We start from the raw sequence: 26,694 nt of genomic DNA, 5'->3' as shown, positions 1-26,694 counted from the left end.
CAAGTCGGTTTGATTTTGGCATTAATCCTTATTTTTAGTCCAAATTTCTACCCATGAGTCATACCGAAGCCTTTAAAGAACACATCATACAAGGAAACACGTGTAAAGGAGCATATATCACCGTTGGTGCTGCAATGCTCGATGGGACGACTATTACCGGCGCACACGTGAACCTTCCGCTAAAAACATTGAATCGCCACGGATTAATCGCCGGAGCTACAGGAACAGGTAAGACAAAGACACTTCAGGTTTTAGCCGAAAATCTTTCAGAAAAAGGCGTACCTGTCTTATTAATGGATATGAAAGGGGACCTGAGCGGGATTGCTAAGGCAAGCGAAGGGCATCCCAAAATCAATGAGCGTCACGCAAAAATAGGATTACCTTTTGAGGCCAAAGATTTCCCGGTAGAATTACTCACCTTGTCTGAGCAAGATGGGGTGCGACTGCGCGCCACGGTGAGTGAATTTGGTCCTGTTTTGTTCTCAAGAATTCTTGACGCTACCGATGCCCAGGCAGGTATCATTGCTATTCTTTTTAAGTATTGTGATGACAAAAGTTTACCGCTTCTTGATCTTAAAGATTTCAAGAAAGTCCTGCAATATGCAACAGACGAAGGTAAAGAGGAAATACAAGATTTATATGGAAGAATCTCCACTTCTTCCGCAGGAGCGATCTTGCGTAAAATCGTTCAACTGGAGCAACAAGGAGCTGATATCTTTTTTGGCGAAAAATCTTTTGACGTAGATGATCTGCTTCGGCTGGATGAAAGCGGAAGAGGCAAAATAAACATCATTCGCCTCACCGATATCCAAGATCGACCCAAGCTTTTTTCAACTTTTATGCTGAGCTTACTCGCTGAAATCTACAGTACCTTCCCAGAGCAAGGCGATAGCGACCAACCTGAACTGGTGATTTTTATTGATGAGGCCCACCTTATTTTTAAAGAAGCTTCAAAAGCGCTTCACAGCCAGATTGAAAGTATAGTAAAGCTCATACGTTCAAAAGGTGTTGGTTTGTATTTTGTAACGCAAAACCCTACCGATGTTCCTGATGGCGTTTTGAGTCAGTTAGGTTTAAAAATTCAGCATGCGCTTAGAGCTTTTACTGCAAAAGATCGAAAAGCGATAAAACTCACCGCAGAGAACTATCCCATTTCAGAATTTTACAATACCGCAGAAGTGCTTACGCAGTTAGGAACCGGTGAAGCGCTTGTTTCTGCTTTGGATGAAAAAGGGCGTCCTACTCCACTTGCAGCTACACTAATGCGCGCACCTATGTCTCGTATGGATATTCTGACTAAAGACGAACTCGAAGAGCTACATCGCAAATCTGTTCTTGCACCTAAATACAATGACGCGGTAGATCGTGAAAGCGCCTATGAACTGCTCAATGAAAAAATTAAAAAAGCCGAAAGCGAAGAAGCAAAAGAAAAGGCACAGCAAGAGCGTGCAACAGTAAAGCGAAACACCCGTACTTCTTCCCGAAGCAATTCAACAGAAAAAGCAATTATTAAAGTACTTACCAGCGCTACGGTTATTCGTGGAGTTTTAGGTATTTTAGGAAAGCTTATTAAATAGAGTAAGACCAATACAATTAAATTAAATAATCGAATAAACCAGATCCTAAATATGAAACGTATACTATTTGCTGCACTTATTGCCAGCGTTCTTTTTACCTCTTGTAATTCTGAAGATAAATTTGCAATCACCGCTACTCAAGTTGGCCCATTGACCAAAGACACTCAAGTAAATGAACTCAAAACCCTTTTTGAGAACGATAGTGTGGTTGATCAAAATTCTGGCTTGAGTGAAGAGCTTAATGTAAATGCCATTGAAATTTATGAAAAAGGCGGAACGCAGTTATTAAGTCTGATGCCTGTAAAAGAAGGAAATCCCAAAACAATCAAAACGGTTCAAATCTTTGATGCGCGTTACACCACTGAAGAAGGCATCAATTTAAACAGCACGTATAAAGACCTGACCGATGCGTATGAAATTTCACGCATAGAAACGCTTATAAGTAGTATTGTTATTTTTGTTGATGACATCAACGCGTATTTCACTATTGATCGCGACGAACTGCCTGGAGAATTACGTTTTAATATGGACACCAAAGTCACTAAAGCGGAAATTCCAAACGATGCGAAGATCAAGTATTTTATGATTGGGTGGTAATTCAATAATGCTATGGCTAAAAAAAACTATACCCTTCAAAAAAATCCGTTTGTGGTTCCTACAGATGATGGTAAATACATCGGGGAACATTTTGGCAAAGCCAGCGATGGCAATTCAGAACTTAGTATTGCTCATATGATTGCTCCTCCAAACTGGAGCGAACCTTTTCAAACGCCAGAATTTGATGAATATACATTTATCTTTTCCGGTCAAAAACAATTTATAATTGAAGACGAAAAGATCATTCTAAAAGCAGGGGAATCTATCAGAATTAATGCGGGTACTCGAGTACAATACAGCAATCCTTTTGATGAGCCCTGCACTTACATATCGGTTTGCAAGCCTGCTTTTGACTTCAACAAAGTGAATAGGGAAGCGCTCTAGCACCTCCTCAACACCTTGAAAGTCAAAATCAAAGGAAATCTAAAACTTATAAATAAGTATTAATTCTTAGCTAAAGCCTCGTTAATCTATATTATTGACTTAGACGATTCTAGTACTTTTAAAGTCTAACCAATATGTATAAAAATTATGATTAAGATTTTAGCTATAATAATGGTCGTTGGAGGTGCAATCTCACTTGTTGTGGGTATTATGGGTGTTTTTGGAAGCATGAGCACAGGCGTTAGCCCTTGGGCGCTTGCCATTCTTGGAGGTATTTTCTTTTTATCTGGAATCTCACTCTTGAAATACCGAAAAGATACAGACGTGATCGACGCCGAAAACAAACATTAGAAATTAGATAACACGTATATTTAACCCTCCCAAAAAGAGGGTTTTTTTATGAATACATTTTTGAAAAAAGCGCTTCCAAAAGCCATCGGAAGCTCTATAAACGTTCTAGCAATTTTCTCCCCGAAGACCGCGGCAAAACAGGCCTTCAAGGTCTTTAGTAAACCCCGTCGCGGGAAGATAGGACCTCATCACGAAGAATTTCTAAACCCAAATTTAGAGCCTAAAATAAGCGTTGAAGAACACCACATTCAACCTTATAAATGGCCAGGGACCGGTAAAACCATTTTACTGGTACACGGCTGGGAAAGCCACAGTCACCGCTGGAAAGAAATGATTATCAGACTTCAGCAAGAGAATTACAACATCATAGCCTTTGATGCTCCGGCCCACGGGTATAGTAGTGGCAAATATTTTTATGTACCGCTTTACCATCAAGCTTTAAATAAAATTTTAGAGACTTATCAGCCCGATTATCTCGTAGGACATTCTGTTGGAGGGATGACCGTACTTTACAATCAATCACAAAAAGAAAGCTTCAGAACAAAAAAACTTGTGATCCTCGGCGCGCCAGACACGCTAGAAAGTATTCTTAGTGATTATCAAAAGATCTTAGGGCTCAGCAACAGAGCTCTCGCAGCATTAGACCGCTATTTTCAAGACACCTTTAACTTTAAAACAGTTGAATTTTCTTCTTCGGCTTTTGCCCGAAAAATAAAAGTTCCTACACTGATCATTCACGATAAAGAAGACACCATCACTCCGTTTTCAGGATCACAAGCCATACACGAAGCGCTTGAAGAATCTGAATTTGTAGAGACCGAAGGCCTTAACCACTCGCTTTATGATATTCAGGTAAATGAGAAAATCGTTAAGTTTTTAGACCAATAAGTCTTATCTTAAATTACAACAAACTACTATGTCCGAAAATAAATTAACGCGCATAAATAAATTCTTGAGTGAAGTAGGCTACTGCTCCCGACGCGAAGCTGATAAACTTATTGATGCCGGTAGAATTACCGTAAACGGAAACATCCCAGAAATGGGTACCAAAGTTAGCAGCGAGGATGAAATTAGAGTCGACGGAAAGATTGTAGGCGAACAAAAAGATCCGCCGGTTTACCTTATTTTTCATAAGCCCGTAGGCATTGTTTGTACTACAGACACACGAGTAGAAAAGGATAACATTATTGACTATATCAATTATCCTACCCGTATTTTCCCGATAGGAAGATTAGACAAAGCCAGTGAAGGATTGATTTTTTTGACCAACGATGGTGATATTGTAAACAAAATACTCAGAGCTCGTAATAATCACGACAAAGAATACATTGTAGATGTAGACAAACCCATCGATGCATCTTTTGTAAAGCGGATGTCTGACGGAATTCCGATTTTAGACACCATAACCCGAAAATGTGAAGTAGAACAGCTTGGGAAAAAGCGTTTTAAAATTATCTTGACACAAGGTCTTAATAGACAAATACGCCGTATGTGCGAATACCTAGACTACAATGTAACCCGCTTAAAACGCGTGCGTATTATGAATATTAATCTGGATATTCCCGTTGGCAAATACAGAGCCTTTACTACAGCCGAACTGAAAGAACTCAACAGCCTTCTAGAAGGAAGCTCAAAGACTTTTGAACCAGAAAGCCAAACAGGTAACAAACCAGAAATTAGACCATCAGGACCTCGACGCAGGCGCCGCAATTAAAGCCTTAGTCCATCCACGAGGAGTAACACACAAAATAGACAAATCTTTAAACCTGTGTTAATAGCGCCGCATAAGTGTTGAAATCGTCTTACATTTAAGTTAAGATCAAGAAAATAATACTTATGGCAGCCCAAATTCCTTCAGTTAAAAACGAAGAGCAGTACGAAGCTTTACGAGATAAAGGCTACAGTAAAGAGAAATCAGCCCGAATCGCAAACACTCCAGATTCTGGTGAAAAAGGTGGTAAAGCCGAAAAGTACGAAGAGCGAACCAAAGAAGAGCTCTATCAACAAGCTCAGAAAGTAGGTATTGATGGTAGATCTAAAATGTCTAAGAAAGAATTGATCAAAGCCCTACGTAATAATTAAGCAACCTAATACGCTATTCAATTTATGCCAGCTCCTTTTCACTTAGCAATCCCTGTAGATGATGTCGCCAAAGCCCGTGAATTCTATCGAGACGTCTTAGAATTACAAGAAGGTCGCAGCGATACGCATTGGGTAGATTTTGACTTTTTTGGGCACCAACTCGTCATTCACTACAAACCTAAAGAGGAAAAAGAAAGTACGCATCATAATGCAGTAGACGGCAAAGCGGTGCCCGTACCACACTTTGGCGTTGTCCTCGAGTGGAACGATTTTGAAGCCTTTGCTGATAAATTGAAACATAAGAATATTCAATTTGTCATTGAACCCTATATACGCTTTGAAGGGCTTCCGGGAGAACAAGCCACAATGTTTTTTTATGATCCTTGCGGTAACGCTCTAGAATTTAAAAGCTTCAAAGACCTTTCTCAATTATTTGCTAAATAATGAATAAACTCAAGCCAGAACTCGTACGTCAACTTTTTTTAATCATACTCATTCTCTTTCTATTCATCTTGATTATAGAAGAAATGACACCTTATTTATCTGGAGTTTTAGGCGCAATAACCTTGTATGTACTCCTGCGCAGGTTCTATAATTATTTAGTTGACAAACGTAAATGGAAAGAAGGCATTGCTGCAGGAGTTGCAATGCTCGCTTCTTTTTTAGTAATACTCGTTCCTATAGGACTTACGGTGATGATGCTTACCAATAAAATAGGTAAAGCGGTTAAGAACTCTGAACGGGTTGTTGAAGTTGTAAAGCAGCAAGTAGGTGTTTGGGAAGCTGATCTTGGTTTTAAAGTGAGTGAATCTATCGACACCAACGCTATCACAAGCTGGGTTTCTACCAATCTTCAAAATTTTGCAGGAGGAACGTTCAATGTGTTTATTGCTATAGGTATCATGTATTTTATTTTATACTATATGCTCGTCAACAACGATAAACTGCACCAATCACTTTACGCATTCATCCCCTTAAATAAAGAAAATATTGCGCGCATAGGTCACGAGAGTGTCGCAATGGTAAAAAGTAATGCGCTAGGAATACCCCTTGTTGCTCTTGCTCAGGGAATCGTAGCATTAATAGGCTTTTTCATTTTTGGTGTTCCCGATCCCTTTTTCTGGTTTGTTATTACTGCTATTGGAAGCATGATTCCCTTTATAGGAACTTTATTAGGTATTGTGCCGGTCACAATCCTAATGATCGCCAGCGGGAACAATTTACAGGCTGTGGGTATTGCAATTTACGGCCTCGTAGTTGTAGGTTCTACCGATAATTTGATACGCCTTTACGTGCTAGAACGCTTAGCTAATGTGCATCCGCTGGTAACTCTGATCGGTGTTATCGTCGGTGTACCATTGTTTGGGTTTATAGGCTTAATTTTTGGGCCACTTCTTATAAGTTTATTCTTGCTGGTTGTAAAGATCTACAAACACGAGTACGGCGATCCTGAACCTGAAATCATCAACCAAATCATTCCTGATGTTTCAGAAGATCAAGAAAACTAAATTTCCTCCTGAAAACAAACCCGTACTCATATGGGACGGCACTTGCGGGTTTTGCAAATATTGGGTCACACGTTGGAAACTCAAAACCAAAGATGCTATTGCTTATAAAACCTATCAAGAGGCGCACAAAGCATTTCCTGATATTCCATTAAAAGAATTTAAAAAAGCCAGCAGATTAATTGAGCCTGACGGAAGCGTCTACAGCGGTCCTGACTCGGCCTATCGCTGTTATACATATAGTGATTCTTTAAAAATCAATATGCACAAATGGTACATCAACAGCCGAAGTTTTCAATACTTAAGCGATAAGGGGTATAACTTTATTGCAAAAAATCGCCCATTCATGTTTAAGATTACCAAACTGCTTTTGGGCTCAGACCCGACGCACTTTAAACCCTATTGGCTCTATTACATTCTTACAATTATTTTACTTGTTTTTATCATTTTTCAATAAATTGCCACTTAAGATTACCAGCTGCTTAAAATTTAATATTGAATTTTGAGTACTTTTTATTTGAGACCAAAAAATTATTTATGCAAATACTGGGAGTAGACGTAGGTGGATCAGGCATCAAAGGAGTACCTGTAAACCTCGAAAAAGAAGAATATTTAGGTGAACGTTTTAGACTCGACACTCCCGTTCCCCGCGAACCCAAAGCCATGGTCAAAACCATAGCAGAAGTTGTAAAACATTGGGACTGGAAAGGTCCTGTAGGCGTAGGATTCCCAACAGTTATTCATAAAGGAAAAGCGATAGAACATGGTAATCTCGATAAGTCTTGGGTGGGCATCCAAGTAGATGATATGATCTCGCAAAAAATAGGTCTTCCTGTAAATGTAATGAACGATGCAGATGCCGCCGGCTTGGCTGAAATGGAGTTTGGCGTTGGCAAAGGCGTTGAAGGTCTGGTTATCGTGGTGACCGTAGGCACAGGAATAGGAAGTGGTGTTTTTTATAACGGCGAACTCATCCCTAATTTTGAACTTGGGCAAATGCGCTACAAGAAGAAAAAAATTATTGAAAAGTATGCTTCTCGTCGCGTCCGTCTGGATAACAAAATGAGTTTTAAAAAGTGGGGAAAACGTTTCAATAAATTTATACAGCTCACTACGCAGATTTCGCAACCCGAAATGATCATCATTGGTGGTGGCGCTAGCAAAAACCTGGACGAATACATCAAGTATTTAAAGACAGACATTCCTATTGTAGCGGCACACACACGTAATCACGCGGGAATCATTGGAGCAGCCTTAGGCGCAAGACATTTACTTTAATTCAAATTTCACTGAAAAAATCTACCTTAGGGCAATCGTTGAGGCACTGGCTTAAAACGAATTTTCAAATTCAAGCCAAGCCTCAAAATATTGAATCCTTTGGTGTCACCAATAAAAAAGAGGTCTGTGAGACCTCTTTTTTTATACTTAACTTTCAACACTTAAGATTGAAGTTCGTTATGTCTTGCTCTGGCAAGCAAGGTGTTTTTTAACAACATCGCAATGGTCATAGGCCCTACTCCACCAGGAACCGGCGTAATAAAATCTGCTTTTTTACTTACCTCAGCAAAATCTACATCACCCGCGATTCGATAACCGCGCTCTTTAGTTTCGTCTGGTACGCGAGTAATGCCCACATCGATAACCGTTACATTATCCTTAACCATGTCGGCCTTTAAAAATTCAGGCACTCCTAAGGCTGTAATAATGATATCTGCTTGCTTAGTAAGTTCTTCAAGATTTTTAGTTCGACTGTGCGTCAAGGTAACTGTACTGTCACCAGGCGTTCCTTTCTGAGACATCAAAATACTCATAGGACGACCTACAATGTGACTACGGCCAATTACAACCGTATGCTTTCCTGAAGTCTCTACGTTGTAGCGCTTGAGCAATTCCATTATTCCAAACGGTGTCGCTGGGATAAAAACAGGCATATCTTGCGCCATTTTACCAAAGTTAGTCGGGTGAAACCCATCTACATCTTTGTCAGGATCTACAGCCAATAAGACTTTTTGCTCGTCAATATGCTTCGGTAAAGGCAGCTGAACAATATAGCCGTCAATCTCAGGATTGTTATTCAGCTTATTGATATGATCTAAAAGCTCTTCTTCTGTAGTTTCCTCAGGCAATTGAATTAATGTAGACTCAAAACCAATACGCTCGCAAGCACGTACTTTACTTCCCACATACGTCAAACTTGCGCCATCGTTACCTACCAAAACAGCCGCCAAATGAGGTACTTTTTCACCTCGTTCTTTCATCGCCTTTACTTCTTCGGCGATCTCGTTTTTTAAATCGTTACTGGTTTTCTTTCCGTCTAAGATTGTCATTTTATATCAGTTGGCAGGAACAGTTGGCAGTATTCAGTTTGAACCAAATTTTCCCGGATTATTAATCATATAATTTATTAATCTACCTACTTCCTGACTTTTCTCAAGAGTAGCCAAATACATTTCTACAGAAATATAATTGCAAGCTTTTGCAAATTTTAACCACGTTTGGGTCTCTCCATTTTCGGCATCACAATCAGTTAACTTACTTACAAAGTGTTTCTGATACCTCTGCTTTCGGTATGATTCAGACATATTTGCACAAACAGCTCTTGATGACCTTCTAATTTGATCAGTAAGTGAATATTGCTCTTCTCTCGGAAAGGCCTTAGAGATATCGAAGACATCCATAGCTAAATCAAAAGCTTTCTGATATGCTAATAAATCTTCCACACCCATAAGTTCTATTTTTTACCGAAAGATAAATACGGCTGCAAACTGCTTACTGAAACTGCCTACAGTAAACTGAGACTGCTCGCTGTAAACTGAATGCTGCTTAGCGCATTTGATTCATCATCTGCATCATTTTGGCTCCGCCGCCACCTTGCATCATCTTCATCATTTTACTCATTTGGTTGAATTGCTTCAACAACTGATTCACCTCTTGAACCGAAGTTCCAGAACCTTTACTGATGCGTTTTTTACGACTAGAATTTATGATCGACGGCTGAGTACGCTCGTCTGGTGTCATACTGTGAATGATGGCTTCGATACCTTTAAAAGCATCATCATCTATGTCAAGACCTTTAAGCGCTTTACCTGCACCGGGAATCATCCCGATAAGATCTTTCATATTACCCATTTTCTTGATCTGCTGAATCTGCTTTAGAAAGTCGTCAAAACCAAATTGATTCTTAGCGATCTTCTTTTGAAGTTTACGCGCTTCTTCTTCATCAAACTGTTCTTGGGCACGCTCAACAAGAGACACCACGTCTCCCATCCCAAGAATACGATCGGCCATACGTGAAGGATAGAACACATCAATTGCTTCCATCTTTTCACCAGTACCGATGAATTTGATCGGTTTATCTACAACCGTTTTGATAGAAAGCGCCGCACCACCGCGAGTATCACCATCTAATTTGGTTAAGATTACCCCATCAAAATTCAAGACATCGTTAAATGCCTTTGCAGTATTCACCGCATCCTGACCCGTCATCGAGTCAACAACAAATAAAGTCTCTTGAGGTTTGATCGCTTCGTGAATTGCAGCAATCTCGTTCATCATCGCTTGGTCAACTGCAAGTCGACCCGCGGTATCAATAATCACCGCGTTAAATCCGTTTGCTTTTGCGTGTGCAATAGCGGCTTCAGAAATCTTAACCGGATCTTTTTCTTCTTTATTAGAAAAAACCTCAACACCTATCTGATCACCAACCACGTGCAACTGATCTATCGCCGCAGGACGGTAAACGTCACAAGCAACCAAAAGTGGTTTTTTAGTCTTTTTATTTTTAAGGAAGTTAGCCAGCTTACCAGAAAAAGTGGTTTTACCACTACCCTGCAAACCAGACATCAAAATAACCGAAGGATTTCCTGAAAGATTGATTCCTTCTGCCTCACCGCCCATAAGTTCGGTAAGTTCGTCTTTTACCAATTTGGTCATCAATTGACCCGGTTTTAAAGCGGTCAATACATCTTGACCTAAAGCTTTCTCCTTAACCGTATTGGTAAAATCTTTAGCTATTTTATAGTTAACATCGGCATCTACAAGCGCACGACGAATTTCTTTAAGGGTCTCGGCTACGTTTACTTCTGTAATCTGACCGTGCCCCTTAAGCACGTGCATCGCCTTATCTAACTTATCACTTAAATTATCAAACATAGGTTTTATCTAAAAACAACCCTTTGTACTAAAACTCAGGTATGTGTTGAACTCTTATTTTTCATCGGCTAAAACTCCGATAGATTTAATCCATCATATGAATTAAGGTTGCAAATTTAAGGAATTTGAACATACTTTTTTGAAGCAAAAAACAGATCAAAAACCAAATGCTACATACGCTCCGGTACTTGAATTCCAAGCAATCCAAATGCTGCTTCGATCACTTCGCCTACTTTTTTAGAAAGCGCTACGCGGAAGCTTTTTTCTGCATCGGTATCTGCTCCTAAAATAGAAACTTGTTGATAGAAAGAATTAAACTCTTTTACCAAATCGTAGGTGTAATTTGCAATCAATGCCGGACTGTGGTTTTCTGCTGCCAACTGTACCGTTTCAGGATATAAAGCAAGTTGCTTGATCAGCTCTTTTTCTTTAGGCTGAAGCGCTTCATACGCATAATCTTCAGCAACTCCGGTCTCTGCCGCTTTTCTCAAGATCGACTGAATACGCGCATAAGTATACTGAATAAACGGCCCCGTATTTCCTTGAAAATCTACAGATTCTTCAGGATTGAAAAGAATACGCTTTTTAGGATCTACTTTTAGAATATAGTACTTCAAAGCTCCAAGACCAATAATCTTATATAACTCTTGCTTTTCAGCCTCGCTATAACCGTCTAGTTTTCCTAATTCTTGGGCAATGTTTCCGGCAGTTGTCGCCATTTCTTCAACAAGATCGTCTGCATCAACCACGGTTCCTTCGCGGCTTTTCATTTTTCCGCTAGGCAAATCAACCATCCCATAACTTAGATGGAATAAATGCTCAGCCCAGTCATAACCTAATTTCTTCAGAATCAAGAAAAGTACTTTAAAGTGGTAATCTTGCTCGTTACCTACGGTATAGATCATTCCGCCTACGTCAGGATGATCTTTCACCCGCTGAATTGCAGTACCTATATCTTGCGTCATATAAACCGCGGTACCATCACTACGTAAAACGAGTTTTTCATCAAGACCATCTTCAGTCAAATCACACCAAACCGAACCGTCTCCTTTCTTATAAAAAACACCTTTTTTAAGGCCTTCTTCAATATTGTCTTTTCCTAATAAATAGGTATTGCTCTCGTAATAATAGCTGTCAAAATCAACTCCTAGATTTTTATAGGTTTCTTCAAAACCTTCATAAACCCAACCGTTCATTTTTTCCCAAAGTGCAACAACTTCTTCATCGCCGGCTTCCCACTTGCGCAACATATCTTGAGCCTCAAGAATAAGCGGCGCTTCCTTTTCAGCTTCCTCCTTTGTTTTTCCTTGAGCAACTAAATACGATTGCTCTTCTTTGTAGGCTTTATCAAACTTCACGTAATAATTCCCTACCAACTTATCCCCTTTGAGTCCGGTTGATTCTGGAGTTTCTCCTTCGCCAAATTTCTGCCACGCCAGCATACTCTTACAGATATGAATTCCGCGATCGTTGATGATCTGGGTTTTATAAACTTTCTTTCCTGAAGCTTTTAAAATTTCGGCAACCGAATAGCCTAATAAATTATTACGAATATGCCCCAAGTGCAATGGCTTGTTCGTGTTAGGCGAAGAATATTCAACCATCACCGCCTTACCAGCTTCAGGCTCGTGACCAAAGTTCATTTGATCTCTAATTCCGTCAAAGAAATTCAGATAATACGCATCTGCAATTACCAGATTCAGAAACCCCTTAACCACATTAAAATCTGAAATTTCGTCGAGATTCTCCTTCACATAAGTTCCTATTTGCTCACCAATCACCGCCGGATTTCCTTTTGCCACGCGCAAAATAGGAAATACAACCACTGTCAAATCACCTTCAAAATCTTTACGAGTAGGTTGAACTTCAACAGTTTCTAAGCTTGCGCTAAACAGTTCTTGAACCGCATCTTTAACGGCGTTTGTGAGTTTTTCGGATAAATTCATGAGTGCTTTTTCTGAAGGCGCAAAGATACGTAAAACAAGCAGTTGACAAAGCAAAATACAGCACCTGTCTTGTTTCTAAATGCCCAAAAAGCCAGATTATCTGGTAAATTGATATCTTTAAAAGAAAAAATGCTGCTTAACGTCTCCTACAACAATCCTGAAGTAACTCGAAAAATCAATAACGAGGTAGGAAAACCTTTCACTTTACGCGAGCGAATTAAAATGAAAGGAATTGGTTCGTCAAAACTATTTATCACCTCCACGAGTATTGAGATTCACAATTTACTTATCCTCGACAGCTATGTAAACACCTGTAATATCGAAATGCGTCCTAGCGGCATTATTGTGGGTTTTCGGTCCCTTTTAGAATCTTATGCGTTGATCATTCCTTACTACAAATTGCGTCTTTATAAAGGTAAAGCCGAAGAATACAGTATTTACAGGGATCACTATTTTATTAAGATACGCGCGAAGGCAAATGATAAGGCGACTCACAAATTCATAAAAAAAGTCATGGATTATAAAGCTGAGAATCTTCCGCTAGGCCCTGAAGATCTTTAGACTAAAGTTTTAGAACTACTTTCACAGGGTCTTACCCCTTTAAAATTGTATCTTTAAAAGGCTATGAAATTACTACTTACAGGAGCCAACGGCTACATAGGAATGCGACTCATTCCCTTTCTACTTGAAGAAGGGCACGATCTGGTTTGCGCGGTTCGTGATAAAAATCGGCTCGCCGTAAACCCACGCATACGTTCTAAGATCACTATTGTAGAAATAGATTTTCTAGAAGAACCTAATCCTAATGTCCTCCCACAAGATATAGATGCAGCATACTATTTAATTCATTCTATGACCTCATCAACTTCAGATTTTGATGAGAAAGAAAAGCGCGCCGCAGAAAATTTTAACGTGTATCTATCTAAGACCAATTGCAAACAGGTTATTTATCTAAGCGGAATCATCAATGATGAAAACTTAAGCAAGCACCTCAACTCGCGCAAACAAGTGGAAGACACACTTTATAAAGGCAAATTCAACCTTACCGTGTTGCGTGCTGCAATCATCGTAGGTTCAGGAAGTTCGTCTTTTGAAATCATTAGAGACTTATGTGAAAAGCTCCCGATAATGATCACGCCAAAATGGGTGAAAACGCGCTGTCAACCCATTGCTATTCGTAATGTGATTCAATATTTAACCGGAGTTTTAGGAAAGGAATCCTGTTATAACGCGTCTTTTGATATTGGCGGCCCAGATGTTTTAACCTACAAGCAAATGATGCTTTTGTATGCTAAAATACGAGGCCTAAGTCTTACGATTCTTGATGTACCGGTAATGAGACCAAAACTTTCTTCTTACTGGTTGTATTTTGTAACCTCAACCAGTTATAAACTAGCACTCAACCTTGTTGACAGTATGCGCGTTGAAGTGATCACAGGCGATACCCGCCTACAGGAAATGCTAGACATAAAGCCCATAAATTATAATGACGCCATTAAAATGGCCTTTGAGAAAATCGAACAAAATCAGGTAGTTTCTAGCTGGAAGGATAGTTTAGTGAGTGGGCGCTTTCGCAAAGATCTTAATCACTACATCAAAGTTCCTGAATATGGCTGCCTGAAAGACCGACAGCAAATCAAACTAAAAGACCCTGAACAGGCACTAGAAAACATATGGTCTATAGGCGGAAAACGCGGTTGGTATTATGCAAATACCTTGTGGAAAATACGCGGTTTTATTGATAAACTCTGGGGTGGCGTAGGTTTACGCCGCGGGCGAACACACGACAACGAACTCTACGAAGGGGATTCTTTAGATTTTTGGCGGGTTTTATTAGCTGATAAAAAAGAAAAAAGATTACTGCTCTTTGCAGAAATGCGCGTTCCCGGTGAAGCCTGGCTAGACTGGGAGATCGATGACGATAATGTTTTACATCAAACTGCCACCTTTAGACCCAGAGGCTTGTGGGGACGGCTGTACTGGTTTAGTATGTTGCCTTTTCACTATTTTATTTTTGGTGGAATGATACGGAATATAGCCCGATACAAACCTAAAAAAGCTGCTATATCAAACTTCTAAAAACGATAAAGAAAAACCTACTTCTTCTAGTTCCGACTGGAATTTTACTACTTGTCGCGTTCTTGATTTTTGGATTCACTGAAGAAAGCTATGCGTTGATCGAAACCCTTTCGACACACATTAGATCTTATTTTGGAAGGTTTTATCTCATTCTTGGTTTAGCTTGTGTTTTGGTTCTTGTAGTTGTAGCTAGTTCTCCTTTAGGAAAATACAAGTTGGGTACACCGGCTGAAAAACCAGCATTCAACAGACTTTCCTGGATCGCGATGCTATACAGCGCAGGAATGGGTGCTGGAATTTTGCTTAGAGCCGTTCAGGAACCTGTATTTATGCAACAAAACCCGCCTATTCTCACGCAAATATCTGCTGAAATTCAAGCCCTCGAATTTACCTTTTACCAATGGGGATTTACAGCCTGGGCCTTTTATGCTGTTTTTGCCCTAGCGATTGGTACAGTTGCATTTAAATACGGCCGACCGGCTTATACCAGCAGCACCGTTTTCTCTCACTCTAAAACGCTAACCCATAAAATAGGGATTAAGAGTATTGACATCCTCGTAATTCTGACTACCGTTTTTGGACTTATTGCCGCTATTGCATTGGGAGCGCGACAAATAAAAGGCGGACTCGATTACCTTGACAATGCTACGCTAAGTAAGTCCTTCACATTAATCATCATAATTCTTGTTGGAGTTTTATCTCTAATCTCAGCTTTGAGTGGAATGCATAACGGCATTAAAAAACTATCTCGAGCTAATATATTTATGAGTTTTGCGCTGCTGCTTTTTGTTTTTGTTCAAAGTGATGTTCTCTTGATCTTAGAACAGTTTGTAATCGCACTGTATCATTATGTCGTCGACTTCATTCCGCTTAGTTTAGCCTATGGTAGCTTTAATCCCGGCGAGCAATTTCTAACAGATTGGACCTACTATTATTGGGCTTTTTGGATTGCCTGGGCTCCGTTTACAGGAATTTTTATCGCCAATATTTCCCGAGGAAGAACGCTTAGGGAAATTATAATTGGTGTGTTACTTATTCCCTCTTTAGGAAGTTTTTTCTGGTTCACCGTTTTTGGCCAAGCAGCCTTTGATCTTATCCAGCAATGGGGAACTTATACCAACGAGTTTGACAATGTGTTTAGTTCGTTATTTTTGTTTTTAAGCAATTATCCTGCGCAATTCATCATCAACATGCTAGTCATCCTGCTATTACTCAGTTTTCTCGTGACTTCTTTAGATTCCGCAATTCTTGTTTTAAGTCTTCATAGTGCTCGTAGAAAGAAGCCATCAAAACGCAACAGAATTTTGTGGGGATTGATTTTAACCATTACCGCGATCGCCTTTACCGTATTAAGTTTCAACAAAGAAGAGATAGACGTGCTCAACACCATGCAAAAGTTGCTCATCGTAACATCTCTACCGCTTAGCTTCTTTATGGTTTGGATGTTGATCAGGTGGATCAAAAATCTAATCGCTAAGACCTAGGCAGGAAAATTTCTGCCATCATACAACGGGCGCTTCCTCCCCCACAGGTTTCAATAGTTTTTAGATCACTGCTTAAAATCTCACTGTATTTTTCAATAGATGCTATTTGAGTTTCGTCTAGAGAATTATACGCTTGCGCACTCATCACCAAATACTTTTGGCCAGAAGCATTCACAACTTCAAGCATATTTCCTGCAAATTGATGCATTTGAGCTTCAGTGATCGCTATAATTTTTTTACCTGACTCCTTAAGCTGATTGATCACTTGCTTACGCTCTTTTTTATCATCTATAGACTGAAGACAAATCACGGCAAAATCTTGCGCGACACACATCATTACATTGGTATGATAAATAGGTAAGCGCTTACCATCAACGGTTTGATTGGCGTGAAAAATCACAGGCAAGTATCCAAAATCTTCACAAAATTCTATAAAAAGCATCTCATCTGCGCGTGCTGAAAGTGCGCAGTAGGCTTTCTCATTTTCCCGATCTAGAATAATGCTTCCGGTTCCTTCTAAAAAAAGTTCTTCCTCTTCAGCTTCGGTATAATCAATGACATTTTTTATAGCAAATCCAGAATCCTCAAGTAACGTAAAAAACTCCTCACGACGCTCTCTGCGTCTGTTTTCGGCATACATAGGATAAACAGCTACATCACCGTTAGCGTGCGTACTCACCCAATTATTAGGAAATATAGAATCTGGGGTGTCTAGCTCCTTCTCATCCTGTAGTACCAAAACATTAATTCCGGCTGCTTTGAGCTTTGCTACAAAGCCATCAAATTCTTCCTGCGCTTGTGCATTAATAGCTTCATTTTCAAGAGCGAGATCTTCTTGAAAATAATTGTTTACAGCAGTTTGCTCGTTCTTTCTAAAAGATGCAGGGCGCACCATCAAAACGGTATTGGTATTCTGTTTCATAGGGGTAATGACAATTTTATTGGCTCCGCCAAAGAATTTAATATCCAGATCGTTTTCGGGATTCCAAGAAATCAAAATTTTGTTTTTAACGTATGCCTCTTGGATTTGCCCGAGGTATTTTATTCTCTAACCAGAGGTAATGTGCTGCAACGCAAAAGCCCTTCCTGCTTAGATATTTCGGCATAAGGTACTTCTTCAACAGTAATACCTTTGTCGCGTAACCATGTGTTTAAACGCGTAAAATTTTGTTCTGAAATCACGACATCGGGAGCAATTGAAAAAATGTTTGAATTCATATGATACATTTCTTCCGCAGTGATCTCAAAGATATTTTCTTTTCCGAATAGATTTACAAGCCAATTATACTCAGACGCTTCCAAAAAACCGTTTTTATGCAAAATGGCATATTTTTCTCCAACCGGTTGAAAGCAGCAATCCAAATGCAAAGCATTCTCATAAGGATTGGTATTTGATTTCCTTAGATTAAACGAAACCACTTTTTTATCTGGAAACAGCTTTTGCAAATAGTCTATCGCTAGCATATTGGTGCGTGCGATAATATAATCAGAATAGTCTGGACCACGATATACTCCCACAAGAATATAATCTTTGTAAGGCATCACATCACCTCCTTCGATATGTGCTTCTTCTGGAAATCTTACAATTTTCTCAGGATCAATTTGTGTGAGCACGTGTTCTATAGCTTCGATTTCCTGCTCACGATCTGGTAAAATATTTGCTTTGATGAACGTATCTTCAATCACAAAACCAATATCTCTGGCAAAAATTTGATTATAATCTGCGATAAGTTTAGGTCTAAAAACCTGTACGCCATATTTATTAAAAACCTCTTCTACAGCATTCATCTCTGCCACCATATCCTCCTCTTTAGGGTAGGTTTTCTGTTTTATGTGTAAAATAGACTTAGGGTCATAAGCATCTTCAAGTTTTGGCACACCGCCATTGCTCAAAGCCGTCCCTAATATTACCGCTCGAAGACGAGAGGTTTCGTCTGTGATATTTAATTTAATCATACCCGCAAATATAAAAACAAAAGCGGGTTTTTGATCAACTCCAAAAACCCGCTTCAATTACTTTATTTTTTAATTCTAGCGTTCACTCATCGCTTTAAATGGACGGTGAGTCTCGCCTATATAAACCTGACGTGGTCGTCCAATAGGTTCTTTACGAAGACGCATTTCTCTCCATTGCGCGATCCATCCTGGCACACGACCCATCGCAAACATTACAGTAAACATTTCAACAGGAATTCCTAATGCACGATAAATGATACCTGAATAGAAATCTACGTTAGGATATAATTTACGTTTTACAAAGTATTCATCTTCTAGCGCTTCTTTTTCTAAACCTTTAGCGATAGCAAGTACTTCGTCTTCTATACCCAACTGTTCTAAAACGTCATCTGCTGCTTTCTTGATGATTTTTGCACGCGGATCAAAGTTTTTATAAACGCGGTGACCAAAGCCCATCAAACGGAATGGATCTTCTTTATCCTTTGCCTTAGCCATATATTTCTTAGTATCTCCGCCATCAGCCTTAATCCCTTCAAGCATTTCAATCACTGCTTGATTGGCTCCACCGTGAAGTGGTCCCCAAAGTGCAGAAATACCTGCGGAAATTGAAGCAAATAAACCTGCGTGAGATGATCCTACGATACGTACAGTTGAAGTTGAACAGTTTTGCTCGTGGTCTGCGTGAAGGATAAGCAGCTTATCTAAAGCTTCAATGATTGTTGAATCTACTTTGTACTCGCTGTTAGGTTTAGAGAACATCATTTTGTGTAAGTTCTCTACATAATTTAAGCTGTCGTCACCATAATCAAGTGGCTTGCTCTTTTTGGTACGCATCGTCCAAGCTACTAACACTGGAAATTTACCCAGAAGCTTAACGATTGCGTTATACATATCTTCTTCAGAATCTACATTAACAGCATCTGGATTGAATGCGGTCAAGGCTGAAGTAAGCGATGCCAAAACACCCATAGGATGCGCTGACTTAGGAAAACCGTTAAGAATTTTCTTTACGTCTTCATCTACGTGGTTTTCTTCTTTGATGTCATTGTGAAATTTGGTCAACTGCTCTTCAGTAGGTAATTCACCAAAAATCAGTAAATAAATCACTTCTAAGAAAGAAGCTTTTTCAGCTAAATCTTCAATGGCGTAACCGCGATATCTTAAGATTCCTTCCTCACCATTTAAAAAGGTTATTGCACTCTCGCAACTTCCTGTATTTTTAAAACCGGGATCTATAGTTGTTAAACCACCTGTTACTGCGCGCAAGCTGGCGATATCGATTGCACTTTCATTTTCACTACCAGTTACTATAGGAAACTCATAGGACTTATCACCTATTACTAGTTTAGCATTATCTGCCATTTTTTTAATATGTTTTAGCTGATTATCAATTTTTTCAAGAGCTGCTAAATTACGAAATGCAAAGGGATTTCTAAAGTATTTGCACTTATAGGAAGGTTAAAAAAATGAAAATAAAAAAGGGGTAAATACTTTAAAAGTATACTACCCCTCACCCAACTTCAAAACTTAGATATCTTAAGTTTGGTAAAAAAGAGCGAAACATACTTATTTCAGAATCGCTCTTTCACCCAACTTCAAATTTTCTGATCTAGTTACCTAGATATGTTAGGTGAAATAATCTAAATTTTGAACATTAAGTCCAATTTATTTGCGGTGGAAAATTAATAGTTTTTTTCTTACTAAAATTGAATTGTATCGAAAAAATAAGTACTTAATCGTTAAAACAAACCATTTAAGTCATCAAGTACTTGTATAAAGCGAGATATTCGGATTGCTACATTTTCATACAATGATCATTTTGAATCAGTTAGCATTTTTTACTGAAAAAATAATGCGATCAAAATAGACCCTGAGTATAAAAAAAGAGGCGCTTTATCAAAGCGCCTCTTTTAATAAGTTAAGCATTTAAAGATTAGCTTACTTTAAACGCTTTTTCTTTTGGGAAATACGCTACAGTCCCTAACTCTTCTTCAATGCGTAATAACTGGTTGTATTTTGCCATACGATCACTTCGTGAAGCAGAACCTGTTTTGATCTGTCCTGTATTTAACGCAACTGCAAGGTCTGCAATTGTATTATCTTCAGTTTCTCCAGATCTGTGAGACATTACCGAAGTATAACCTGCATTATGCGCCATATTAACTGCTGCAATTGTTTCGGTTAATGTTCCTATTTGATTTACTTTAATCAAAATTGAATTTGCAATACCGTTTTCAATACCTCTTGAAAGACGCTCTACATTGGTCACAAATAAATCGTCTCCTACTAGCTGAACCTTGTCTCCAATTTTTTCAGTTAAAGACTTCCAACCGTCCCAGTCGTTTTCATCCATTCCATCTTCGATAGAAATAATAGGATATTTAGAAGCAAGTTCTGCAAGATATTGTGCTTGCTCTTCGCTTGTTCTTACTACTCCTTTATCACCTTCAAACTTGGTGTAATCATATTTACCGTCTACATAGAATTCAGCAGAAGCACAGTCTAAGGCGATCATTACTTCGTCACCAAATTTATACCCTGCATTCTCAACAGCTTTCTGAATACTTTCGATTGCATCTTCAGTTCCCTCCAGCGTTGGTGCAAAACCTCCTTCATCACCTACCGCAGTGCTCAATCCACGATCGTGCAATACTTTTTTAAGATTATGGAAGATTTCAGTTCCCATTTTCATAGCATGAGTAAAATCTTCAGCCTTTACAGGCATGATCATAAACTCTTGAAAAGCAATAGGCGCATCACTATGCGATCCTCCATTAATAATATTCATCATAGGTACAGGAAGTGTATTTGCGCTTACTCCACCTACGTAACGATACAACGGCATGTTAAGTTCGTTTGCTGCTGCTTTTGCAACTGCAAGAGAAACACCTAAAATTGCGTTTGCACCAAGCTTTGATTTATTAGGGGTTCCGTCTAAATCAATCATCGTTTGATCGATCAGGTTTTGTTCAAAAACAGAAACACCTAAAAGCTCCTGAGCAATTACTGCATTAACATTCTCAACAGCTTTCAAAACTCCTTTGCCCATATAATCTGAACCACCATCACGCAGTTCAACCGCCTCGTGCTCACCAGTTGAAGCTCCTGAAGGAACTGCAGCTCTACCAAGCACACCGTTTTCGGTTAAAACATCTACCTCTACTGTGGGATTCCCACGAGAATCAAGAATTTGACGTGCGTGGATATTGATTATTATACTCATTGTTCTTTAAATATTGATTAGTTAATATAGTTAGCGCAATATACGCAATACTGCATTATTGAGCGGAGAAACAGCGAGCTTTTGACGAATTTTAAAGATTATTTAAAACTTTGTACGCATTGATTTCATTCTGTAGAAATATGTTAATCAATAGTCTAAAAGCTCCTTCTTTTAAACAAAAAATCCCGGCAATGCCGGGATTTAATTTATACTGAAACTTTATTCATTCGTTCTAAAAACTCATCAAAGAGATAAGTTGCATCGTTAGGACCAGGACCAGCTTCAGGATGGTATTGAACCGAAAAACAATTTTTGTTCTTCATACGTAGTCCCATCACCGTTTGATCATTAAGGTGCTTATGCGTCACCTCTACATCTGGATTGCTTGAAGCCTCATCGTAATTCACAGCAAAACCATGATTTTGAGAAGTGATCTCTCCTTTACCCGTACCGTGATTCAATACCGGATGATTAATACCGCGATGACCGTGGTGCATTTTAAATGTGCTAATACCGTTTGCCAAAGCAATAATCTGGTGTCCTAAGCAAATTCCAAATAGTGGCATATCATCTGCAAGTATGTTTTTTGCAGTTTCAATAACCTCTTTTAAAGGCTCTGGATCCCCTGGACCATTGGAGAGGAAAAAACCATCAGGATTCCAAGCCTTCATCTCCTCGTAAGGTGTATTATATGGAAAAACCTTGATATACATATTACGCTTAGCCATATTGCGCAATATATTTTTCTTGATACCTAAATCTACCGCTGCAACTTTATAAGATGCATTTTCGTCTCCAAAATAGTAAGGCTCTTTGGTACTTACTTTAGAAGCTAACTCTAAGCCGTGCATATTAGGAACATCAGCCAGTTTTTTCTTAAGGCCTTCCACATCATCCACCTCTGTAGAGATTACAGCGTTCATAGCGCCATTGTCTCGAATATAGGAAACCAAAGCTCTCGTATCAACATCAGAAATCACAAAAAGATTATTGCGATCTAAAAATGACTCAAGTGATTCATCTACACGAATACGTGAATAGTTATAACTAAAATTCTTACAAATAAGCCCTGAAATCTTTACGGTATCAGACTCTGTTTCTTCATTATTACCACCATAATTACCAATGTGTGCATTAGTAGTAACCATTAATTGACCGTAATATGAAGGATCTGTAAAAATTTCTTGATACCCTGTCATACCGGTATTAAAACAAACTTCTCCAAAAGCAGTCCCTTCTTTATTCCCTACAGATTTGCCATAAAAAATTGTACCGTCTGCAAGCAACAAAAGTGCTTTTCTATTGGTTTGATATTTCATTTAGTTTTTTTTCAAAATTAATTTAAAGGTTTATAATACTAAACAGAACTTCTGCATTTAATTTTTAAAGACTATTTACATAGTCCATCATTTTTATAATGTCTTTCTCGTCACCATAAGAAAGGTCGTTTTGCTTTACATATTTTACCAACTCTTTCTCCTTAGGCTTTTCTAAATCAAAAGATTTAAGCACACGCCCTTTACGCAATGGCATTAAGGTAATTTTATCATCATGCTCATAGTAAAAATTCTCTCTTCTGATGTATTTATCTACAGGTCTGTTTTTCATAGGATCCGGTGAACTAGGAACCAATTTTACGGTATAAGCTCTAAGTAGTCTGTCATCGCCATAATCTGCAATAACTTCATAAATCTGTCTCCCAGTCTTAGTGAACTTACTTTCATATTTTCTACCTAAAACTTCAAAATAATCGATCTGATTAAATTGAAAAGTAAATAAGGAATCTTGACCGATTTTGGTTACAAAAGCCTGTGTATTTAAGTTTAGATTGATATTATCTAACATATACAGTTGCCCATTAGTTGCATACACACGTGCACTATGAATCCAGTCATCAAATAGATACGGAGTACCTTCAACACGAGCTACCGGCGGAATACTTTGTATAGAACCATAAGAATTACGCACTCCATTAGAAACTGATAATAGTTGATCTGGATTATTAACCAGGCGTTCTTGATCTTGAGAATAAGTTGTAGCAATTGTAAGTATACAAACTGCTAGACTGATGAATGGTTTAAGCATAGTAAAAAGTATTAAAGGTTTATAAATACAAAAAAAAGGATAAGCCATAAGGCTTATCCTTTTTTAAAAAATTAAAACATTGGTATGTTTTTACTCTTCCTCGTCATTAGCTTTTGTTTCTTTAACAGGAGCTTCAGTTTTTGCAGTGGATGCTTTCTTACCTGCTCTACGAGTAGATTTTTTCTTGGTTTTACCAAGGTTATATAGTTCGTTGTAATCAACTAATTCGATCATCGCCATATCTGCATTATCTCCAAGACGATTTCCTAATTTGATGATTCTTGTATAACCACCTGGACGATCACCAACTTTTACAGCCACATCTCTAAAAAGTTCTGCAACCGCATCTTTTTGGCGCAATTTACTCATCACAATACGACGATTGTGAGTAGTATCTTCTTTAGACTTTGTTACTAGCGGCTCAACAAACTGCTTTAAAGCTTTTGCTTTTGCAACAGTTGTATTGATACGTTTGTGCTCAATTAATGAACAAGCCATGTTTGCTAACATAGACTTTCTATGAGCGGTCTGACGTCCTAAATGATTATTCTTTTTTCCGTGTCTCATGACATTTAATTTAAGCTACCATCTTGCTCTACCCTTTTTGAGGAGCAAAATATGGAGCGTTACTAATCTTTATCTAATTTGTATTTTGAAAGATCCATTCCAAAATTCAGTCCTTTTACATTTACAAGCTCTTCAAGCTCTGTAAGTGATTTTTTACCAAAATTACGGAATTTCATCAAATCGTTCTTGTTATAAGAAACTAAGTCTCCTAAAGTTTCAACTTCAGCAGCTTTAAGACAGTTCAAGGCACGTACAGAAAGATCCATATCTACCAATTTTGTCTTAAGCAATTGACGCATATGCAATGACTCTTCATCGTAAGTTTCAGTCTGAGCAATCTCATCAGCCTCAAGGGTGATACGCTCATCAGAAAACAACATAAAGTGATGAATCAAAGTTTTTGCAGCTTCAGTTAAAGCATCTTTAGGATGAATAGAACCATCTGTAATGATCTCAAAAACCAACTTTTCATAGTCAGTCTTCTGCTCTACACGATAGTTCTCAATGCTATACTTCACATTTTTGATTGGAGTATAGATTGAATCTGTAAAGATCGTACCTACAGGTGCGTTTTGTTTCTTATTCTCTTCAGCAGGAACATAACCACGACCTTTTTCTACCGTGATTTCCATATTGATATTAACACTTTTCTCCATATTGGCGATTACCAAATCTGGATTAAGAATTTGAAAACCAGAAATAAATTTCTGGAAATCTCCGGCAGTTAACTGCTCTTTATCAGAAACCGAAATAGTTACAGTTTCATTATCAATCTCATCAATCTGTCTTTTAAAACGTACTTGTTTAAGATTAAGAATGATTTCTGTAAAGTCTTCTACAACTCCTGCTATAGTTGAAAACTCATGATCTACTCCTTCAACACGTACAGAAGTAATAGCAAAACCTTCTAAAGACGAAAGCAATACTCTACGTAACGCGTTACCCACAGTTAAACCGTAACCTGGCTCTAAAGGTCTGAATTCAAACTTACCTTCAAAGTCAGTAGAGTCAATCATTATGACCTTATCGGGCTTCTGGAAATTTAGTAATGCCATATTATGTTTTCTAAGAGTTGTTATTTATTATTTAGAGTACAATTCGACAATGAACTGTTCGTTGATGTTTTCTGGAATCTGAATACGTTCAGGAACAGAAACGAAAGTACCTTGTTTTGAATCATTATTCCAAGAAATCCACTCATATACGTGGCTAGCATTTGCTAAAGAATCCTGAATTGCACTTAATGATTTTGATTTTTCACGTACAGCAACAACATCTCCAGCCTTTAATTGATAAGAAGGAATGTTTACAAGCTCACCATTAACAGTGATATGTCTGTGTGAAACTAATTGACGAGCAGCTCTTCTTGAAGGAGCAATACCCATTCTGAATACAACATTATCCAAACGTGACTCACAAAGTTGTAATAACACAACCCCGGTAATTCCCGTTGCGCTTGTTGCTTTTTCAAACATATTACGGAATTGATTTTCTAATATCCCGTAAGTATATTTTGCTTTTTGCTTCTCTTGAAGCTGGATCGCATACTCAGACTTCTTACCACGACGTCTGTTGTTACCATGCTGACCTGGAGGATAATTTCTCTTTTCGAAAGATTTGTCATCTCCAAAAATCGCTTCTCCAAACTTACGAGCGATTTTAGTCTTAGGACCGGTATATCTTGCCATTTTAAAAAATAATTAGTGGGGTGATTAAGGAATTAAGGTCTAGTCCTTCGCAAAATCGTTACTCCCCGATTGATATAAAAAATTGATTAAACTCTTCTTCTTTTAGGAGGACGACATCCATTGTGAGGTAATGGAGTAACATCGATAATTTCAGTTACTTCGATACCGCTATTGTGGATAGATCTGATTGCAGATTCACGACCATTACCTGGTCCCTTCACATACACCTTTACTTTACGCAATCCTGCTTCGTGTGCAACTTTGCTTGCATCTTCTGCAGCTAATTGAGCAGCGTAAGGAGTATTTTTCTTAGAACCTCTAAAGCCCATTTTACCGGCAGAAGACCAAGAAACAACATCACCTTTCTTATTTGTCAAAGAAATTAAAATGTTGTTGAAAGACGCTGCAATATGCGCTTCTCCTACAGACTCAACAATTACTTTACGCTTTTTAGTGGTTTTTGCAGCCTTACCGCTTTTTCCTCCACCTTTAGTGTTTTGCTTTGCCATTGTTAATTATTATTTAGTTGCTTTTTTCTTGTTAGCAACCGTTTTACGCTTACCTTTTCTAGTTCTAGAGTTGTTCTTTGTACGTTGACCTCTAAGTGGCAAACCAGAACGGTGTCTGATTCCTCTGTAGCAACCAATATCCATAAGACGCTTGATACTCATAGAAACTTCACTTCTAAGTTCACCTTCTATCTTGTAAGAACCTACAGCCTCACGAATACGACCAATTTGATCATCATCCCATTCGTTTACTTTTAAATTCTCATCTACGTCAGCTTGAGCTAATATTTTCTGAGCTCTGCTCTTTCCGATTCCAAAGATGTAAGTCAAAGCGATTACACCTCTCTTTTGTTTTGGGATATCTACCCCTGCAATTCTAGCCATAATCCTTAACCTTGTCTTTGTTTGAACTTAGGGTTCTTTTTGTTAATTACGTATAATCTTCCTTTGCGACGTACAATCTTGCAGTCTGCACTTCTTTTCTTTACTGATGCTCTTACTTTCATCTT

Annotated in this window: 30 protein-coding genes; 14 read left to right on the top strand and 16 right to left on the bottom strand. The window is 38.5% G+C overall.

Translation table 11 applies throughout. From position 1 onward, the window contains the following. Nucleotides 1–53: 53 nt before the first annotated feature. The 11 genes from MED217_RS04175 to ppgK all read left to right on the top strand — a co-directional run bounded on the left by MED217_RS04175 (nt 54) and on the right by ppgK (nt 7,774). Complete coding sequence (locus MED217_RS04175) at nt 54–1,577, top strand: helicase HerA-like domain-containing protein (protein ID WP_009779232.1); 1,524 nt, start codon at nt 54–56, stop codon at nt 1,575–1,577. 51 nt (nt 1,578–1,628) lie between these two features. After that, entirely contained in the window at nt 1,629–2,174 is a 546-nt protein-coding gene (locus tag MED217_RS04170; protein WP_009779231.1) for a hypothetical protein, read from the top strand. Between the two features lie 12 nt (nt 2,175–2,186). After that, the gene (locus tag MED217_RS04165; protein ID WP_009779230.1) at nt 2,187–2,558 is read left to right on the top strand and encodes a cupin domain-containing protein; all 372 of its coding nucleotides are present in this window, start codon (nt 2,187–2,189) and stop codon (nt 2,556–2,558) included. Nucleotides 2,559–2,705: 147 nt separating this feature from the next. After that, complete coding sequence (locus MED217_RS04160; protein ID WP_009779229.1) at nt 2,706–2,909, top strand: hypothetical protein; 204 nt, start codon at nt 2,706–2,708, stop codon at nt 2,907–2,909. A 48-nt stretch (nt 2,910–2,957) separates the two neighbouring features. Continuing rightward, nucleotides 2,958–3,797 carry an alpha/beta hydrolase gene (locus tag MED217_RS04155; protein WP_009779228.1) on the top strand — a complete coding sequence of 280 codons (840 nt, stop codon included), beginning with the start codon at nt 2,958–2,960 and terminating at the stop codon, nt 3,795–3,797. A 28-nt stretch (nt 3,798–3,825) separates the two neighbouring features. Further along, complete coding sequence (locus MED217_RS04150) at nt 3,826–4,623, top strand: pseudouridine synthase (RefSeq protein WP_009779227.1); 798 nt, start codon at nt 3,826–3,828, stop codon at nt 4,621–4,623. Between the two features lie 122 nt (nt 4,624–4,745). Continuing rightward, on the top strand, nt 4,746–4,991 hold the full coding sequence (locus MED217_RS04145; RefSeq protein WP_009779226.1) for a DUF7218 family protein: 246 nt from the start codon (nt 4,746–4,748) through the stop codon (nt 4,989–4,991). A gap of 24 nt (nt 4,992–5,015) precedes the next feature. After that, on the top strand, nt 5,016–5,435 hold the full coding sequence (locus MED217_RS04140; RefSeq protein WP_009779225.1) for a VOC family protein: 420 nt from the start codon (nt 5,016–5,018) through the stop codon (nt 5,433–5,435). After that, complete coding sequence (locus MED217_RS04135) at nt 5,435–6,499, top strand: AI-2E family transporter (RefSeq protein WP_009779224.1); 1,065 nt, start codon at nt 5,435–5,437, stop codon at nt 6,497–6,499. Before MED217_RS04140 ends, MED217_RS04135 begins: the two co-directional genes overlap by 1 nt. Then, a complete protein-coding gene (locus tag MED217_RS04130; RefSeq protein ID WP_009779223.1) occupies nt 6,474–6,953 on the top strand; it encodes a thiol-disulfide oxidoreductase DCC family protein in 480 nt (159 codons plus the stop codon). Before MED217_RS04135 ends, MED217_RS04130 begins: the two co-directional genes overlap by 26 nt. A gap of 80 nt (nt 6,954–7,033) precedes the next feature. Continuing rightward, the gene (ppgK, locus tag MED217_RS04125; RefSeq protein ID WP_040533223.1) at nt 7,034–7,774 is read left to right on the top strand and encodes a polyphosphate--glucose phosphotransferase; all 741 of its coding nucleotides are present in this window, start codon (nt 7,034–7,036) and stop codon (nt 7,772–7,774) included. Between the two features lie 161 nt (nt 7,775–7,935). Here ppgK and folD read toward each other — a convergent pair whose 3' ends face one another. The 4 genes from folD to argS form a co-directional block, all read right to left on the bottom strand. Then, a complete protein-coding gene (gene folD, locus MED217_RS04120) occupies nt 7,936–8,823 on the bottom strand; it encodes a bifunctional methylenetetrahydrofolate dehydrogenase/methenyltetrahydrofolate cyclohydrolase FolD (protein WP_009779221.1) in 888 nt (295 codons plus the stop codon). Between the two features lie 33 nt (nt 8,824–8,856). Continuing rightward, nucleotides 8,857–9,222, bottom strand: coding sequence for a four helix bundle protein (locus MED217_RS04115; protein ID WP_009779220.1), 366 nt, complete (start codon nt 9,220–9,222; stop codon nt 8,857–8,859). 97 nt (nt 9,223–9,319) lie between these two features. After that, nucleotides 9,320–10,648: a signal recognition particle protein gene (gene ffh, locus MED217_RS04110; protein ID WP_009779219.1), complete on the bottom strand. Its 1,329-nt coding sequence runs from the start codon at nt 10,646–10,648 to the stop codon at nt 9,320–9,322. A gap of 170 nt (nt 10,649–10,818) precedes the next feature. Then, a complete protein-coding gene (argS, locus tag MED217_RS04105) occupies nt 10,819–12,594 on the bottom strand; it encodes an arginine--tRNA ligase (RefSeq protein WP_040533220.1) in 1,776 nt (591 codons plus the stop codon). Between the two features lie 129 nt (nt 12,595–12,723). On the opposite strand from argS, the gene MED217_RS04100 reads away from it, so the two are divergent. The 3 genes from MED217_RS04100 (at nt 12,724) to MED217_RS04090 (ending at nt 16,157) form a co-directional block, all read left to right on the top strand. After that, nucleotides 12,724–13,155: a hypothetical protein gene (locus tag MED217_RS04100; RefSeq protein ID WP_040533219.1), complete on the top strand. Its 432-nt coding sequence runs from the start codon at nt 12,724–12,726 to the stop codon at nt 13,153–13,155. Nucleotides 13,156–13,218: 63 nt separating this feature from the next. Next, on the top strand, nt 13,219–14,673 hold the full coding sequence (locus MED217_RS04095) for an SDR family oxidoreductase (RefSeq protein WP_009779216.1): 1,455 nt from the start codon (nt 13,219–13,221) through the stop codon (nt 14,671–14,673). Next, nucleotides 14,661–16,157 carry a BCCT family transporter gene (locus tag MED217_RS04090; RefSeq protein WP_154648902.1) on the top strand — a complete coding sequence of 499 codons (1,497 nt, stop codon included), beginning with the start codon at nt 14,661–14,663 and terminating at the stop codon, nt 16,155–16,157. Before MED217_RS04095 ends, MED217_RS04090 begins: the two co-directional genes overlap by 13 nt. Here the strand turns inward: MED217_RS04090 and ctlX are convergent. From ctlX to ykgO, 12 genes are all read right to left on the bottom strand, one after another. After that, nucleotides 16,147–17,079: a citrulline utilization hydrolase CtlX gene (gene ctlX / locus MED217_RS04085; RefSeq protein ID WP_040533217.1), complete on the bottom strand. Its 933-nt coding sequence runs from the start codon at nt 17,077–17,079 to the stop codon at nt 16,147–16,149. The two genes, MED217_RS04090 and ctlX, sit on opposite strands and share 11 nt — an antisense overlap. A gap of 119 nt (nt 17,080–17,198) precedes the next feature. Next, nucleotides 17,199–18,113, bottom strand: coding sequence for a dimethylarginine dimethylaminohydrolase family protein (locus MED217_RS04080; protein WP_040533215.1), 915 nt, complete (start codon nt 18,111–18,113; stop codon nt 17,199–17,201). A gap of 75 nt (nt 18,114–18,188) precedes the next feature. Further along, nucleotides 18,189–19,475, bottom strand: coding sequence for a citrate synthase (locus MED217_RS04075; RefSeq protein ID WP_009779212.1), 1,287 nt, complete (start codon nt 19,473–19,475; stop codon nt 18,189–18,191). A 571-nt stretch (nt 19,476–20,046) separates the two neighbouring features. Continuing rightward, on the bottom strand, nt 20,047–21,336 hold the full coding sequence (eno, locus tag MED217_RS04070) for a phosphopyruvate hydratase (RefSeq protein ID WP_009779211.1): 1,290 nt from the start codon (nt 21,334–21,336) through the stop codon (nt 20,047–20,049). 206 nt (nt 21,337–21,542) lie between these two features. After that, entirely contained in the window at nt 21,543–22,655 is a 1,113-nt protein-coding gene (gene carA, locus MED217_RS04065; RefSeq protein WP_009779210.1) for a glutamine-hydrolyzing carbamoyl-phosphate synthase small subunit, read from the bottom strand. A gap of 64 nt (nt 22,656–22,719) precedes the next feature. Then, the gene (locus MED217_RS04060; protein ID WP_154648901.1) at nt 22,720–23,421 is read right to left on the bottom strand and encodes a hypothetical protein; all 702 of its coding nucleotides are present in this window, start codon (nt 23,419–23,421) and stop codon (nt 22,720–22,722) included. A gap of 90 nt (nt 23,422–23,511) precedes the next feature. Next, nucleotides 23,512–23,988, bottom strand: coding sequence for a 50S ribosomal protein L17 (gene rplQ / locus MED217_RS04055; RefSeq protein ID WP_040532571.1), 477 nt, complete (start codon nt 23,986–23,988; stop codon nt 23,512–23,514). 62 nt (nt 23,989–24,050) lie between these two features. Next, nucleotides 24,051–25,043 carry a DNA-directed RNA polymerase subunit alpha gene (locus MED217_RS04050; RefSeq protein ID WP_040532569.1) on the bottom strand — a complete coding sequence of 331 codons (993 nt, stop codon included), beginning with the start codon at nt 25,041–25,043 and terminating at the stop codon, nt 24,051–24,053. Nucleotides 25,044–25,070: 27 nt separating this feature from the next. Further along, nucleotides 25,071–25,676: a 30S ribosomal protein S4 gene (gene rpsD / locus MED217_RS04045; RefSeq protein WP_009779206.1), complete on the bottom strand. Its 606-nt coding sequence runs from the start codon at nt 25,674–25,676 to the stop codon at nt 25,071–25,073. Between the two features lie 86 nt (nt 25,677–25,762). Then, the gene (gene rpsK / locus MED217_RS04040) at nt 25,763–26,185 is read right to left on the bottom strand and encodes a 30S ribosomal protein S11 (RefSeq protein ID WP_009779205.1); all 423 of its coding nucleotides are present in this window, start codon (nt 26,183–26,185) and stop codon (nt 25,763–25,765) included. A gap of 9 nt (nt 26,186–26,194) precedes the next feature. Then, nucleotides 26,195–26,569, bottom strand: a complete 375-nt coding sequence (gene rpsM, locus MED217_RS04035) for a 30S ribosomal protein S13 (protein WP_009779204.1) — start codon at nt 26,567–26,569, stop codon at nt 26,195–26,197. Nucleotides 26,570–26,574: 5 nt separating this feature from the next. Next, nucleotides 26,575–26,691 carry a type B 50S ribosomal protein L36 gene (gene ykgO / locus MED217_RS18705; RefSeq protein WP_009779203.1) on the bottom strand — a complete coding sequence of 39 codons (117 nt, stop codon included), beginning with the start codon at nt 26,689–26,691 and terminating at the stop codon, nt 26,575–26,577. Nucleotides 26,692–26,694 lie beyond the last annotated feature (3 nt).

The organism is Leeuwenhoekiella blandensis MED217, from assembly GCF_000152985.1.
Lineage (GTDB): Bacteria > Bacteroidota > Bacteroidia > Flavobacteriales > Flavobacteriaceae > Leeuwenhoekiella > Leeuwenhoekiella blandensis.
The sequence above is the reverse complement of the archived record's forward strand: the minus strand, read 5'-3'. Positions and strand labels throughout refer to the sequence as shown.